The 15,492-nt window shown below is 40.5% G+C and carries 13 protein-coding genes; all 13 read left to right on the top strand.

Features of this window, described 5'->3' with window-relative positions:
* Positions 1-19 precede the first annotated feature (19 nt).
* Positions 20-796, top strand: coding sequence for a 2-keto-4-pentenoate hydratase (locus F4694_RS23280; protein ID WP_179602294.1), 777 nt, complete (start codon positions 20-22; stop codon positions 794-796).
* A 121-nt stretch (positions 797-917) separates the two neighbouring features.
* On the top strand, positions 918-2,771 hold the full coding sequence (locus tag F4694_RS23275; protein ID WP_179602293.1) for a V4R domain-containing protein: 1,854 nt from the start codon (positions 918-920) through the stop codon (positions 2,769-2,771).
* Between the two features lie 198 nt (positions 2,772-2,969).
* The gene (locus F4694_RS23270) at positions 2,970-4,292 is read left to right on the top strand and encodes an MFS transporter (protein ID WP_179602292.1); all 1,323 of its coding nucleotides are present in this window, start codon (positions 2,970-2,972) and stop codon (positions 4,290-4,292) included.
* 292 nt (positions 4,293-4,584) lie between these two features.
* Positions 4,585-5,424, top strand: coding sequence for an alpha/beta fold hydrolase (locus F4694_RS23265; RefSeq protein ID WP_179602291.1), 840 nt, complete (start codon positions 4,585-4,587; stop codon positions 5,422-5,424).
* A gap of 22 nt (positions 5,425-5,446) precedes the next feature.
* Entirely contained in the window at positions 5,447-6,400 is a 954-nt protein-coding gene (locus F4694_RS23260) for a VOC family protein (protein ID WP_179602290.1), read from the top strand.
* A 74-nt stretch (positions 6,401-6,474) separates the two neighbouring features.
* Entirely contained in the window at positions 6,475-7,974 is a 1,500-nt protein-coding gene (gene tcuA, locus F4694_RS23255; RefSeq protein ID WP_257029357.1) for an FAD-dependent tricarballylate dehydrogenase TcuA, read from the top strand.
* Between the two features lie 186 nt (positions 7,975-8,160).
* Entirely contained in the window at positions 8,161-9,357 is a 1,197-nt protein-coding gene (locus tag F4694_RS23250; RefSeq protein ID WP_179602289.1) for an acyl-CoA dehydrogenase family protein, read from the top strand.
* A 46-nt stretch (positions 9,358-9,403) separates the two neighbouring features.
* A complete protein-coding gene (locus F4694_RS23245) occupies positions 9,404-10,249 on the top strand; it encodes an FAD synthetase family protein (protein ID WP_179602288.1) in 846 nt (281 codons plus the stop codon).
* A complete protein-coding gene (locus F4694_RS23240; protein ID WP_179602287.1) occupies positions 10,249-11,121 on the top strand; it encodes an isocitrate lyase/PEP mutase family protein in 873 nt (290 codons plus the stop codon). Before F4694_RS23245 ends, F4694_RS23240 begins: the two co-directional genes overlap by 1 nt.
* 18 nt (positions 11,122-11,139) lie before the next feature.
* Positions 11,140-12,561, top strand: a complete 1,422-nt coding sequence (locus F4694_RS23235) for an FAD-binding protein (protein ID WP_179602286.1) — start codon at positions 11,140-11,142, stop codon at positions 12,559-12,561.
* Positions 12,562-12,578: 17 nt separating this feature from the next.
* On the top strand, positions 12,579-13,307 hold the full coding sequence (locus F4694_RS23230; RefSeq protein ID WP_179602285.1) for an SDR family NAD(P)-dependent oxidoreductase: 729 nt from the start codon (positions 12,579-12,581) through the stop codon (positions 13,305-13,307).
* A gap of 31 nt (positions 13,308-13,338) precedes the next feature.
* Positions 13,339-13,785, top strand: a complete 447-nt coding sequence (locus F4694_RS23225) for a GlcG/HbpS family heme-binding protein (protein WP_179602284.1) — start codon at positions 13,339-13,341, stop codon at positions 13,783-13,785.
* 6 nt (positions 13,786-13,791) lie between these two features.
* Positions 13,792-15,168: an FAD-dependent oxidoreductase gene (locus F4694_RS23220; RefSeq protein ID WP_179602283.1), complete on the top strand. Its 1,377-nt coding sequence runs from the start codon at positions 13,792-13,794 to the stop codon at positions 15,166-15,168.
* Positions 15,169-15,492: the final 324 nt, after the last annotated feature.

Genomic DNA, 15,492 nt, shown 5'->3' with positions numbered 1-15,492 from the left:
TGAAAAGGGGACAGCTCTAATGGATATTCAAAAAGCGGCGACTGCTTTAATGGAAGCAGAAGATCAGAAAAAAACAATTGCCCCATTTACATCCTCAACAGAAGAAATTACTGTTGAGGATGCTTACAACATCCAGCTTTTCCAAATTCGCCAAAAGGTTGCAAAAGGTGCTGTGGTTGTTGGAAAAAAGATTGGGCTGACAAGTAAAGCCATGCAGGAAATGCTGAATGTTTGCGAACCTGATTATGGACATCTTCTTGATAGCATGATGTATAGAGAGGGAGAGACAATCAGTCTTCATAAGTATATTCAGCCGAGAATTGAATTTGAAATTGCGTTTGTTTTGAAAAAGGACTTAAAAGGTCCGGGTGTAACGATGAACGATGTCATTGAAGCTACGGACTATGTCGTTCCAGCTCTAGAGATTATTGATAGTCGAATAAAAGATTGGCAGATCAAATTTGAAGATACAGTTGCAGACAATGGCTCATCCGCTGGTGCAATTATAGGAAGAACAACTGCAAAAATAGATCATTTAGATTTAGCAGCCGTAAAAATGACAGTAACAAGAAATGGTGAGTATTTGGACTCAGCAGATGGTTCAGCTGTAATGGGGCACCCAGCTCAAGCAGTGGCATGGTTAGCCAATGCACTTGGAAGCTACGGAATTTCACTCTATGCCGGGGAAGTTATTCTTTCTGGAGCACTTTCAAAAGCAATACCAATTGAAGATGGAGATACCTTCACCGCTGAATTTGAACATATTGGAGCAGTAACTGCTGCCTTCAAGAAATAATAACAAGATATAAAGATTAAGACTCCTTGTATGAATAATGTAAGGAGTCTTTATTTTAAACTCTGGCATTTATTAATCAACACAGTTTAATATTTAATCTTTAGAAGGAAAAGGTGAGTTTATGAGGGGTAACTCAGGCAATCTGCTGGAACCAAACTACATAGAGGAAGGAAATAAGAAAATTCTAACCACTGCAGGAGCCTTTGGTTTATTGCGTAAGGGCATAATCGAGAATTTGGGATTAAAGCGGTCCAAGGGGTTTTTGCTTCGTTATGGCTGGAGTTTGGGTGTCAGCAATGCGGAAGAGGCTATGTTAACGAGTACCTCCATTGACTATCTAATTAAACAAGCTGCCGTGCTCCATTTGAGTACAGGCCATATAGGAGATGTCCAGTCTGAAAGATTTATTGAATGGGTTGATTCAGAAAATATTAGAACAATAAGTGGTAAAGGAAAGTGGATTCATTCATTTGAAGCACAGGAGCATCTTAAACATCATGGGAAATCTGATATGCCTGTATGCCATATCTTAACGGGGTATGCAAGCGGCTATATGTCTACCATTTGTAAAAAGAGTTTGATTGTGAAGGAAATTAGCTGCCTAGCCAAAGGTGACCCTGAATGCTGCTTCGAGATGAAGCTACAGGAGGATTGGGGACTAGAGATCCAGGATGAGCTAAAATTCTATCATGAAACCAATATTATAGAAGAATTAGAGTACACCTATGAGCAATTGTTAGAGCAGTGGAATTATATCGATAAGGTTTCCAAATTTCATAAAAAATTAACGGAAAGTATTTCAAACGGAAGCAATTTACAGGATATTGCCGATTCTACTTTTGGACTATTAAAAATACCGATTTCAATTGAGGATTTAAGCTTTCAAAAAATTGTTTATACAGGAATGGAAGAAGACGAATATAGCGCTTTGAGTAAAGAACTGAAAGAAAGCTTAATTCGAAAGAATAGAAAAAATAATAAACCGCTTCCCCTATTTAAAGAAACAACTAGACTAAAAACAGAAAACCAAGAGCGTCTCATCACGCCTATTATTGTACAAAAAAAAGTGATTGGCTATTGTACATTTATTTATTTAAAAGAAACAGAGAAAAGCTCTGAGAATAACATTATGTTTATCGAGCGGGTAGCAAATGCAGCCTCGCTATACCTTTTAAATGAGAAGACGAGCTTTGAAGCACTTGAAAAGATGAAGGGCTATTTCTTAGAACAAATTTTAAAGGGACAGTATTCCTCTAGAGAAGAAATTATCAATCGCGGACGCTATATGGGGGTAAATCTTGAAACGCCCTTCTATATTGCTGCAATTGACTATAAAGAGAATGGCAAGACAGCAAAAGATAGCAATGACTATGAACAAATTTTAGAATCCATTGCTAAGTATCTAGACATTCAGGGATATAAAGCACTAATCGGTCAATATGAAGGTAAAATCATTATGTTGATACCTGAAACTTCGAACATACTGCAAAATTTGGAAAAAATCTTAAAACATATTGAAACGACTCATTCAAATTACAACTATAAGATTGGAATTAGTGATCAAGCTGAAGAAATTGAACATGTTTTGGAGTATTTGGATGAATCCCTTATAAGCCTGAGGATGTCAACGGAGAAGAAAATTATCCATTTCAAGGATTTGGGAATTGTTGGTATTTTAATTAATTCAAAAAATGTAAGTGGGATTAAAAAAATTGCTAAACAGGAATTAGGGCCGCTTTATAAATTGGGAGAGGGCAAACAAAAGGAATTATTGAAAACACTATATGTATTTTTATCAAATGGCGGTAAACTACAGCAAACGATGGATGATTTGTCATTATCAATGAGTGGACTTATGTACCGGATTAACAAGATTGAAAATCTAATTAATAAAGATCTGCGAGACTCATCACAAAGCTATCAGTTACTATTGATTTTAGATTCACTGTTAGCTTTGGGGGAGCTGGAAATATAAGAATAGTGAGTTAGGTTACCAGGGCATTCATGTTTGATTGCTCTTTTTTCCTAGGTGAAGTATCAAAAAACCAATATAAACTAGTTGAAAATGATAGAAAATCCAATGATTTTTACTCTAGTTTATATATTTAGAATTTTCTAATATTTAGAAATGTAAGGGTTTTCTTTTTGATACAAGAATCTGGGAGGGATTTATTTGAATCAAGCTACAGCTATTAATACCGTTGAAAGAAGTACTTTAAAGAAAACAATGAGAAGAATACTGCCGTTTATTTTAATTCTTTATGTCATTGCCTTTTTGGATCGGGTAAATATGGGCTATGCAGCTTTAGAGATGAATGCAGATTTAGCATTAACCGCAGAAGCATTTGGATTACTGTCTGGTTTATTCTTTATTAGTTATTTCCTTTTTGAAGTCCCAAGTAACCTTATTTTGCACAAAGTTGGTGCACGGCTTTGGATTGCCCGTATTATGATTACATGGGGCATTGTGGTCGTATTAACTGGATTTATCCAATCTGCCGCCCACTTATATATTTTACGCTTTTTATTGGGTGCTGCAGAAGCTGGGTTTGTCCCAGGAATCATTCTTTACTTAACATATTGGTTTAGAGCCCGTGAAAGAGGAAAGGCAACAGCTCTCTTTTTCGTTGCCTTGCCATTAAGTGCATTAATTGGTGCACCGCTTTCTACCTGGATCATGGATACCGTGACTTGGGGAGGATTAGCAGGATGGCGGTGGATGTTTATTTTAGAGGGCATACCTGCAGTTTTATTGGGTATTGTGGTTTTATTTTACTTGACAGACCGTCCTGTTAACGCCAAGTGGTTAACAGAACAGGAAAAAACGTGGCTTGAAGATGAGCTTGTAAAAGAAAGAAAACTAAGTGCAAAATTAAATAAATCATCACATCTGGGTATGTTAATGGAATCGAAAGTATGGAAATTAGCTTTATTTAATATTGCTGGATTTGTTGCGGTGAATGCACTATCTTACTGGATGCCAACGATTATTAAATCGCTTTCATCTTCTGAAACAACCAATTTGCAAATTGGATGGTTGGCAATGATTCCTTCTATTATCGCGATTCCATCCATTCTTTTTACAGGTTGGAATGCAGATAGAACGGGCAGGCATAAATTGCATTTAGGTGCATGTGTGTCAATTGCCATGATTGGGTTCATTGGATGTGCTTACGTTTCAAGTGTGCCGCTGATGGTATTAATGCTATCGATTACTTCAGCAGGATTATATGGGATATCCGGAACTTTCTATGCTTATATCACCTTCTTCTTTTCTGAATCAACCGCACCTGCTGGAATTGCCTTAGTAAGCACATTATCATCACTTGGTGGTTTCATAGGCCCAATGTTAATGGGCATTTTCGATTTTAAACAAGCAATGTTTATCATTGCTGGATGCCTGCTTGTCAGCCTGATTACTCTATTTACCTTAAGATTAGCGAAGAATAACCAGAAAGACATAGTCGATACAGGAGCAGTGGAGATTCCTAATTAATTTAATTAAAGTAACATAATTTATTTGAGCCCTCTTTGGGCTATTTTTTATGAAAACAACACTTAATTAGGTAATATTTTTTGTTTATCTTTAAATAATCCAACAAAAATCTACTAAAAAATGATTAATAATCAAATAGTTTTTATTCTAGAAATAAAGTGTTAAATTTTCTAAAATTTCAGTTATAGATAAACTTTACTATGTTTAACTGTCAAATTTAAAAATGTAAGGGATTTCATCCGTGGGGGATTTCTAGAAAAACTGATTTTTGTTCAAGGAGGAGAATGGTAAATTGACAAACATTACTCAACAATTAATTAAGACTGTTAACTACGAAACATACCTAAATCGTGCAGGTGAAGGCAATTCAGAAGTGATTTTATTTTTACATGGCTCCGGACCAGGTGTTACATCGTTCGCGAACTGGCGTTATGCCTTGAAAGACTGTTCCGAGACGTATGACTGTCTTGCTCCAGATCTTTTAGGTTTTGGCAACAGCAGTCATCCGGAAACCTTGCCTAAGAATAGGCAAGCGTGGATGGATTTATGGGTAACTCAACTTATGGAGCTTCTAGATGATTTGGGTGTTCAAAAGGCCCATTTAGTTGGTAATTCATTAGGTTGTTCTATTGCACTTGAGCTTTTATTAGTACATCCAGAACGATTTGACCGAGTGGTGTTAATGGGACCAGGAGGAACTCCAAATACCAAACTAAGCCCAGAGTTAGCGCGCGCGAAAGGATTTTATGACAATCCCACGCCAAAGAAGCTGCGTCAAATTATGAGTTGGTTTGTATACGATGCGGAGGAAATGGCGCCGATTATCGATGCTATTACTGATTACCGATATGAAACAGCTATGAAGCCAGATGTCCGTATCTCCAATGATTCTATTTTCGCAACAGCAGCTGTACCAGTTCCAACAACCGCATTAAGAAGAATTGAGAATCCCGTTTTACTAGTGCACGGCCGGGATGACATGGTTTGCTCCGTAGAATCCAGCTATTATTTACTCTCACATTTGCCGAATGCCCAGCTTCATGTATACGGGAAATGTGGACATTGGACGCAAATTGAAAAGCAGGAAAGCTTTAATTACCTAATTCAGAACTATTTTGCTGATAGAATCTAAAAAATCAAAGGAGGAAAAGAAGATGACTTTACCTGAAATTGCAAAGTTAGGACATGTGGCAATCGTTACTCCCGACTTAGAAAAATCACTATGGTTTTTCCGTGATGTAATCGGCTTAGAAGTAACGGAGGAAGTAAACGGTACGTATTATTTACGGGCATGGGGCGATTTTGAACACCACTCCCTTTCTTTAACTGCAGGAGATAGAGGATATGTAGATCATATCGGCTGGAGAACGAAACGTCCGGAAGATGTGGAAGGTTTTGCACAGCTGCTTGAAAAAGCTGGAACGGAAGTAAAATGGATTGAAGCAGGTGAAGAAGCGGGTCAAGGTAGGGCCATACGATTTAAACTGCCAAGTCAGCATTCCTTTGAAATCTATTATGATGTTGAAAAACCGAAAGTGGATGAAAAAAGACGTTCCGTTTTGAAAAATCAAACATATAAGGCTTGGGCTCGTGGCTGCTCACCAAGAAGATTTGATCATGTAAATATTGCTACATCCATGGATGTCCAAGAAATCCTCGATTACCTAGGAGCTCAATTAGGATTTAAGCTTCGTGAATATGTGAGATATAACAATGAATCAACCATGGCCGGCTGGATGAGTGTAACGCCTCTCGTTCACGACATTGCCGTTATTTCCAGACCACAGGCAGCAACGCCAAACCAGCTCCACCACATTTCGTATTGGCTGGATAATGCACAGGATGTCTTACGTGCTGCAGACATTTTAAGTGAAGAAGGTATTAAGTTCATCGGACCTGGTAAACATGGTGTTTCTCAAGCACTTTACTTATATGTTCTTGACCCAGGCAGCGGCTGTCGTGTTGAGCTATTTAGTAATTCCTACTTAATTCTTGAACCTGATTGGGAACCAGTTGAATGGACGGAGGAAGATCATTCAATCGCTAACACCTATTGGGGGGAATCCGTCAGCGATAAAGAAATGAACAAACCTACGATAGAGGCTTAAATTAAAAAGCTGACTCAAAAGTAATTGAGTCAGCTTTTTTCAAAGACATTTTTAGGAAAGTGAGGCTGAGCGTTATGAGTGAAATCAAAATTTATGAAACAGATGTCGTTGTAGTAGGTGCCGGCAATGCTGCTATGTGCGCAGCCATTTCAGCAAGGGAGAATGGCGCAAATGTCCTGGTCCTTGAAAAAGCACCAGAAGCTGAAAAAGGAGGAAACAGCACCTATACACATGGTTCCATCCGGTTTGCTTATGATGGTGTCGAAGACTTAAAGGAGATTATGCCAGACCTTTCACAAGAGGATATTGAGTCTTCAGATTTTGGAGTCTACTCTGAGGAAGAATTCTATGAAGATATGTGCCGTGTCACCAATTACCGTACTGATTCGGAACTAGCTTCAATTTTAACAGGAAAAAGTTTTGAAACGATGAAATGGCTCACTTCCCACAAGGTACGCTGGGTGCCTATATATGGTCGTCAAGCCTTTAAGGTAGACGGAAAATTTAAGTTCTGGGGCGGAATGATTGTTGAATCGGTCGGCGGGGGACCTGGATTAGTAGAAGCCCTGCATAAAGAAGCAACTTCTTTAGGTGTGCAAACGCTATTCGAGGCCATGGCGACTGAGCTAATCCATGATGACGAAGGCGTGCATGGAGTGATTTTTAAGCACAAAGGCAAAACAACAAAGGTGTATGCTAAGGCCGTCATTTTGGCCTCCGGAGGATTTCATGCTAATCCTGAAATGCGAACACGTTATTTAGGACCAAAATGGGACCTGGCCCATGCAAGAGGGAGCCGTTTTAATACGGGAGAAGGCATTCAAATGGCATTAAATATTGGCGCACTTTCTTCTGGAAATTGGTCAGGCTGTCATTCTGTTGGCGGGGACCGGTATCTTCCAGATTTTACAGAAGGTTTTCAAAAGCTCAGTTATCCTTTTGGAATCCTGGTAAATGCCGAAGGAAAGCGCTTTGTGGACGAGGGTGCAGATTTCCGTAATTACACTTATGCCAAATATGGCCGATTAATTCTCGACCAGCCAGGACAATTTGCATGGCAAATTTTTGATCAAAAGGTATCTCGTTTATTACGAGAAGAATACAAGGGCAGGCAGGTAACAAAAGTAAAAGCCAATACACTAGAGGAACTAGCAGAAAAACTTGAAGGTGTAGACGCTGAAGGTTTTTTACAAAATGTGAAAGAATACAATGCATCGATCCGAAACGATATCCCGTTTAATCCAAATATCAAGGACGGCAGGTGTACGGAAGGACTAGCCGTACGCAAGTCAAATTGGGCAAATACGTTGGAGGACGGTCCATTTGAAGCCTATGCCATTACTTGTGGCATTACCTTTACTTTTGGCGGTTTGAAAATTAACTCGACAACAGAAGTTCAAGATGTGTTATCCCATTCTATTCCAGGGCTTTATGCTGCAGGTGAAGTGGTGGGTGGTCTATTTTACTTTAACTACCCTGGTGGTGCAGGTTTAATGGCTGGATCGGTTTTTGGTAAAATTGCCGGTGAAAATGCAGCCAAGTTTATCAAAACGAAGGAAATTATTAATTCGTAAAAATTCTATACAATTTACTAGTCTTGTGGACAAAACTTCAAAGTTTTCGCTGAAAATCCAATAAAAATTAGCTGAAAATGTTTGAAAGTTGAAAGGTTTTTACCCTTTAAAATGATTTTGTAATTTTCTAAAATCTAGGTAAGAACTTAAACGAAAAGTGAATAAAGTTGAAAAGGAGATAGTACCATGACAAACGTTACCTATAGCGACACGTATCTTGTAGATAAAGCAAAAGCCCTTGTTCCGAAGCTGAGAGAGAGAGCAAAAGAGACGGAAGAAATTCGCCGGATACCTGAAGCAACAATGAACGACTTAAAAGAAGCAGGATTATTCAAGCTACTTCGTCCAAGGATTTATGGCGGCTATCAAACTAGCATGAGAACCTATTCTGATTGTATTGTTGAAATCTCTCGTGGCTGTGCATCTACAGGCTGGATTTTATCACTGTGTGCCATTCGGGAACTCATGGTAGCAGAATCATTTTCGGAAAAAACGCACCAAGAAATCTTCGGAGAGAATGAAGATAATGTCCTGTTTGCTGGAGTATATGAACCTAGAAAATGTATTGCGAGGAAAGTCGAAGGTGGTTATTTAATCGAAGAAGGTTTCTGGATGTTCTGCTCCGGATCGCTTCATGCCACTTGGGGGTACTTTGGGATGGCAATCAGGGATGATGAAGGCAATCTAGTGGATCAGGCTTTGATGACGCTACCTTTTGAAGAGTTAGAGATTATGGATGACTGGCATGTTATGGGGTTGAAGGGTACAGGAAGTAACAGTGTAAAAATGACCAACGTATTTATTCCGGATCATCGAGTCGTTTCTTTTCCAGAGGTGTTGAACGGAACATTTAAATCAGACCATCTAAGAGATATTCCTTTATATAGTACGGCACTTTTTCCATCCTTATCGTTGTCATTAGCATTGCCAGGCTTAGGATTGGTAAAGGCGGCGTTAGAATTTTTCCAAGATACACTTCCAAATCGAAAAGCTGCACATATCGGGGTTGAATATTTACGTGATTCATCCACGCTGCACTCGTTACTTGCTGATGCTGCGTTGAAAGTTGATACCGCTTCCATGCACTATTACCGTGTTGCAGATGAACTTGATTCATGGGCTGCCAGCGGTAAATTCATGGATAAGCCAGCGCGAGTAAAAGCCTTAGCGGATATCGGTTATGCCAATCAAGTAAGTAAGGAAGCACTCGATATTTTAATGCTTGCAAGCGGTTCTGGATACGTATATGAAGGGCACCCGCTGCAAAGAATTTTCCGGGACTTTTGGACACTTTACTCACACAGAACACTTTCCCCATTAATCACAAAAGAAAACTATGGCCGCGTATTATCTGGTCTGGAATCCAATGCTTTAAGATATTAGAACTCTACTCTAGTAGAAAATCTTAATCGACAAGAAAGGTGACTGTATGGAAACAATCTATATAAACACTGATAATTTGGCAGATTGGCAGGAAAAAGCAAAAGCATGTGTGATGGCGCTTGGTTTTTTTGACGGTCTACATTACGGACATCGTGAAGTAATAAAAACGGCATTACGGAAGGCAAAAGAAAAAGGTGTATCTCTAGCTGTCATGAGTTTTTTTCCACATCCCAAATCAGTCCTATCCAATGGGGAAAAAAAGATTGACTACTTAATGCCTCCTTCCGTAAAAGAGAGAATTCTTCGAGAATTAGGTGTTGATACATTTTATATTGCCCAATTCAATAAAGAATTTGCCTCTCTTTCACCTGAACAATATGTGAGGGATTATCTGGTCAAATTAGGTGTTATCCATGCAGTCGCTGGTTTTGATTTTTCTTATGGTTCAAGAGGGATAGGAAATTTAGAGCGGTTGAAGAGAGATTCAGGCGGGATTATAGATGTGACGAAAGTGGAGAAAGTGATGTGCCGTGGAGAAAAGATTAGTTCTACCTCTATTCGTGAGAGGCTTACTGCAGGTAATGTCGAGGAACTGTCTGATTTTCTTGGGCGCTGCTATGAAGTGGAATGTAAGTGGGATGGTCAATCTTTCAATCTAAAACCCTATTATACATTGCCTGCACCTGGTTATTATACCGTAACCATAAACAAGGGAAATCTATCAAAACGTGCTGAAGTGATGGTGGCGGAAGGTAATCAAGGGAAATTACTTAAACCAGTTACTGAACTGCAGTCGTATTTAATTGGGGAGATAAACGTTGTGTGGCATAACCGTAACGCTTCAAACACTCCTGATATCCGCAATATTCTAACTGTTGGAGGATCAAATTAATGAATAAATGCAAAGATTTTCAAAAACTGCTTCAAGAACCCGGTTCCTTTATCTTGCCTGGCGCCTATGATGCGATGTCTGCAAAATTAATAGAGGAAATTGGTTTTAAGGCGATTTACGCAACGGGGGCTGGGATTTCGAATGCACAGCTGGGCTGGGCAGATGTAGGGCTTACTTCATTAAAAGAAGTTGTTGATATTGTCGCTCGAATGGCTGACGTTACCAATGTTCCAATTGTAGTAGACGGTGATACTGGCTTTGGAAATGCAATTAATGTAATCAGGACGGTCAGAGAATTTGAACGTGCAGGAGTAGCAGCCATTCAAATGGAAGATCAAGTCTCGCCAAAGAAATGCGGCCATTTTAACGGTAAAGATGTTATTTCTAAAGAAGAAATGGTAGGGAAAATCAAGGCAGCCTTAGATGCAAGAAAAGATGAAAATCTAGCAATTATGGCACGCACAGATGCAATTGCTGTTAATGGTGTTGAAGACGCGATAGACAGGGCTTTTGCTTATTACGAAGCGGGTGCAGATATTATTTTTGTTGAAGCACCAAATACCATTGAAGAATTACGGAAAATCACCAGTTCGTTAAAAGGAATCCAGCAGGTTATTAACTTGGTAGAGGGGGGCAAAACCCCGCTTATTTCCTTAAAAGAGGCAGAGGAAATCGGTTTTAAAATCATGTTGTGTGCAAATACAGCTCTGCGTTCAGCAATTAAAGGAATCACTGAATCCTTAAGAATACTGAAAGAAGAAGGCTCTCAGGAAAATCTATTACCTTTAATCTGTACCTGGGAGGAAAGACAATCTCTTTTCAAGCTGAATCAAATCAAAGAGTGGGAAAAGAACTATATATATAATATTTAGTACTAGGAGGTTACGAAAGTGGAGAGAGAATTGGATTATGACATTGTAGTAATTGGCTGCGGTGTAGCAGGAACAGCAGCAGCTTTGTCCGCTGCGGAAAGTGCCAAGAAGGCAGGAAGAAATTTACGAATCGCAATCTTAGAACGGACGGATTACGATCATCGAGGCGGAAATTCAAGGTGGACGGCGTCCTACATGAGAATGAAGAATATTGATGAGATCGCAGACAACTTTGTAGAAGATATGATGGCGTTCTCCGATCATTTTTCCGATAGGGAGTACATAGAAACTCTCGCAGAAAACGCCGGCAGTACACTAAGGTGGGTTGAGGAAAAAGGGGTAGAATTCGATTACCTGCCGACGATGTTTTTAACATCTTCAAGACCACGGCTGCTTCCAGTTGGTGGCGGCAGGGCAATCATTGATACATTATCACGTCGTGCTGGCGGGCTTGGTGTTGAAATTATTTACGAGGCAACAGCATGGAAATTACTCCTTGATGATGAAGGTGCGGTAAATGGACTCATGGTTCGGGTTAAGGGTGGAAATTCTCTACAGCTGAAAGTAGGAGCGGTTGTTCTTGCTGCTGGCGGATTCCAGGGAAATCAAGAAATGATGGCACAGTATGTTGGCAGGGATGCGCATAAAATTCGCACCGTTGCAGAAGGCGGTCTTTACAACAAGGGGGAAGGTATTCGGATGGCCATGTCAATAGGGGCTAAAGGAGCGGGTCAGTTCGACTCTTTCCATGCAGAACCAGTTGACCCACGAAGTAAGCGGGAAGAAGCAGCAGTTATGACCTACCCTTACGCGATTTTAGTTGATAAAAATGGCAACCGTTTTGTCGATGAAGGAATTTCCACAGTTGACGAGCAATATGAAGCGGTAGCCCGCAAAATCTTTTACGACCTCCCAGACCATATCGCGTATATGATTAGTGATCAAAAAATGTACAACATTCCGAATTATGAGAGAGCAATCGAAACGGATAAACCGGCAATTGTTGCCGATACACTAGAGGAATTAGCATTGAAAATTGGGGTGCCTGCAGATCAATTGATTGCAACAGTAGAATCCTTTAATGCTGCTGTACAGCCAGGGGAATTCCACTGGGATAAGAAGGACGGAAAACAGGCTGTTGGGATTACACCGGCAAAATCAAACTGGGCGATAACAATCGATAAGGCGCCATATATTGCCTACCCAATTGTCTGCTCCAATGTTTTCACTAATGGCGGCATAGCTTCAGATACAAATGGCAGGGTTTTATCGCAGGATGATGATGTAATTCCTGGATTGTACGCCGCAGGTGAAACAGCGGGTCTATACTATGGAAAATATCCTGGAGGCACCTCCGTGCTTCGAGGGCTGGTGTTTGGTAAACGTGCTGGTGAGCATGCAGCTTCTTATGTTAGTAGTGATAAGAAACTTGGGGTGTAGAGAAAGGGGGATTAACGTTGGATTTAAAAAATAAAGTTGCATTTGTAACTGGCGGCGGCAGGGGAATTGGCCGGGAAACATGTATACTCCTAGCAAAACAGGGGGCAAAAGTAGCTGTTTTTTCTCGAAGTCTAACAGAAACTTCGGAAGTTGCTGCTTATATTAGGGAAGAGCTAGCTGGCGAAGCCATTGCTCTTTCTGGTGATGTACGCTCTTGGGATGATGTTAATAAAGCAGTTCAGGAAACGGTGGAAAAAATTGGAAGTATTGATATTTTAATTAATAATGCCGGTGTCATGCTGCTCAAGCCATTTGATGAAACAACAGTTGAAGAGTGGGATTTTGTACAGGAAATCAATACCCGCGGTGTATTTTTATGCGCGAAAGCAGTAGTACCGCAAATGAAAGAGAAAAGAAATGGTGTCATTATCAATCTATCATCTATTTGGGGAACAAAAGGCGGACCAGACAGAAGTGCCTATATTACCTCGAAATGGGCCGTTATTGGATTTTCCAAAGCATTAGGAGAAGAGTTAAAACCATTCAATGTCAGGGTAAATGCAGTTTGCCCAGGTCCGGTTGATACAAAGATGATGGAAGATATTGCACCGGATGCGAACAAAGACAATTGGCTGCACCCAGTAGACATGGCAACTGTAATTGTTGATTTATGCTTGCCAAAAATGAAAGCAGTTTCCGCAACAGTAATCGAGGCATTTGGGAATGGAAGACCAGTAAATTTGTAAACTATTATGTTGGTAGAAAAGGGGAATGAAAATGGAAAACATTATAACAGCAATTGAATCAAAAAATATTAGCTTAGCTTTAGCCAATAAAATGCTCGAAGCTGCCTTAGCAAAGGGACAAGAACTAGGAATTCCTTTTAGTATTGCGATTGTTGACAAACCTGGTAATTTAAAAGCATTTTATGCGATGGATGGTGCGCCAGTACTAAGCCTTGAAATCGCTCAAAATAAAGCATTTTCTGCAGCAGCTTATAACCGTGCGACACATGAATGGTATGACAGATTAAAAGACGATCCTCCATTATTACATGGCATTGTTCACACACCTAGATTAGTCATTTTTGGCGGTGGATATCCAATCAAAATTAATAACGAACTAATTGGAGGAATTGGTGTAAGCGGTGGTCATTATTCACACGACATGCAGGTATGTGAAGCCGCCTTAGAGGTTTTAAAAGCCTTTGAATCTGAGGAGTGATAAGGAATGGAAAGATATGATTTGATTATTCTAGGCGGCGGACTTGCAGGCATGTGCGCTGCTGTTGAGGCAGGGGAGCAGGGAGAAGACGTCCTGCTCTTAGAAAAGCAGGAAGAACTTGGCGGCAGTACAGTCCTTAGCTCAGGCTATATGGCATTTGCAGGAACAGATATGCAGGAAAAAGCAGGAATTATCGATTCTACTGAATCTCTTTTGGCTGATATGACAGAGGTTGGCGGCGGGGTAAATGATCAAACACTAGTAGCTGAATATGGCAGACACCAGCTCGAGACCTACCAATGGCTGGTAGACCACGATATCGAGTTTAGATCATTGGAAGCAGTAAGTGGTCATAGTGTTCCACGCGGACATATTATAGATCCTCATCAGGCAATCCAGTCCCTATACAAGAGAGTGAAGCAGCTGAAAAACGTGACGGTTTATTTTAATGCTCCTGCACGAAGACTCCTAAAAAATGATACGGGACGAATTGATACGGTTTTATATGAGAAGGATGGGGTAGAGAGAAAGGCAGTTGCTTCGAAAGGAGTATTAATTGCCTCTGGTGGTTTTGCCAAAAGTGAGGAGCTGCTTGGACAGTTTGCCCCGCAATTAAAGGGTGCCTTAAGAATTGGAGGTGCCGGCAATCAGGGTGATGGGATTCGGATGGCCTGGGAACATGGTGCATGGGTGAAGGACCTTCCCTATTTGAATGGAACATACGGATTTCATCCAAGTGCAGCTGGGAAGTTAAAGTCGCAGGGATTGGCATTTTATAAAGGAGCTATTATGGTTAACCAGCTTGGGAAGCGGTTTGTGAATGAGTCTATTTCTTATAAACTATTAGGAAAAGCGGCATTCGACCAGCCTGATCAGATCAGCTATCAAGTATGGGACCAAACCGTAATGGCTAAAGGTGTGATAGATGATCCACTCTATGATTTTGAATTGCTTAAGAAGCGCAGACTTCTGTACAAAGCTGATACTTTAGAAGAACTGGCAGATTGTATTGACGTACCTGTAGAAGTACTAGAAGATACCATTTCTAGATACAATCAAGGCGTTCAAAATGGGGAAGATCCTGATTTTGGCAGAAGGTCGTTAACACATAACTACGGTAAACCAACAGCGATTGAAACAGCACCTTTCTATGCATTTGAATCAACAGTTGCAATGCTTGCTACCTATGCGGGTGTGTCTGTCAATGCTGCTGCTCAGGTTTTGAATCCTTTTGGTGAGCACATTCCAGGGCTGTATGCGGCCGGTGAAGTAACTGGAGGATTCCACGGGGCAGGGTACATGACGGGAAGTTCGCTAGGAAAGGCTGCGGTTTTTGGAAGAATAGCAGTTCGGGAAGCATTATCAGCGAGTGCAGTTATCTGATATTTACCATTTTGTGGAAGGTTATAATATTTGACGGTAATTCTTGAGGACAAATCACACGAGCCATTAGGAGGATTAGTCCTTAATACAGGGGCTTGAGGACAAATCGCACGAGCCGTCAGAGGGATTAGTCCTTAATGCAGGGTCTTGAGGACAAATCACACGATCCATCAGAGGGATTAGTCCTTAATGCAGGGTCTTGAGGACAAATCACACGAGCCATTAGAAGGATTAGTCCTTAATGCAGGGTCTTGAGGACAAATCACACGAGCGATCAGAGGGATTAGTCCTTAATGCAGGGTCTTGAGGACAAATCACACGAGC

Origin of the sequence: Neobacillus driksii (assembly GCF_013409995.1) — a bacterium.
Classification (GTDB): Bacteria; Bacillota; Bacilli; order Bacillales; family Cytobacillaceae; genus Neobacillus; species Neobacillus driksii.
The sequence above is the reverse complement of the archived record's forward strand: the minus strand, read 5'-3'. Positions and strand labels throughout refer to the sequence as shown.

Excerpts from the sequence above, each read along its gene's own strand:
- F4694_RS23260 (WP_179602290.1), top strand. The coding sequence starts at position 5,447 with ATGACTTTACCTGAAATTGCAAAGTTAGGACATGTGGCAATCGTTACT.
- F4694_RS23240 (WP_179602287.1), top strand. The coding sequence starts at position 10,249 with ATGAATAAATGCAAAGATTTTCAAAAACTGCTTCAAGAACCCGGTTCC.
- F4694_RS23225 (WP_179602284.1), top strand. The coding sequence starts at position 13,339 with ATGGAAAACATTATAACAGCAATTGAATCAAAAAATATTAGCTTAGCT.
- F4694_RS23280 (WP_179602294.1), top strand. The coding sequence starts at position 20 with ATGGATATTCAAAAAGCGGCGACTGCTTTAATGGAAGCAGAAGATCAG.
- F4694_RS23275 (WP_179602293.1), top strand. The coding sequence starts at position 918 with ATGAGGGGTAACTCAGGCAATCTGCTGGAACCAAACTACATAGAGGAA.
- F4694_RS23245 (WP_179602288.1), top strand. The coding sequence starts at position 9,404 with ATGGAAACAATCTATATAAACACTGATAATTTGGCAGATTGGCAGGAA.
- F4694_RS23250 (WP_179602289.1), top strand. The coding sequence starts at position 8,161 with ATGACAAACGTTACCTATAGCGACACGTATCTTGTAGATAAAGCAAAA.
- F4694_RS23220 (WP_179602283.1), top strand. The coding sequence starts at position 13,792 with ATGGAAAGATATGATTTGATTATTCTAGGCGGCGGACTTGCAGGCATG.
- tcuA (WP_257029357.1), top strand. The coding sequence starts at position 6,475 with ATGAGTGAAATCAAAATTTATGAAACAGATGTCGTTGTAGTAGGTGCC.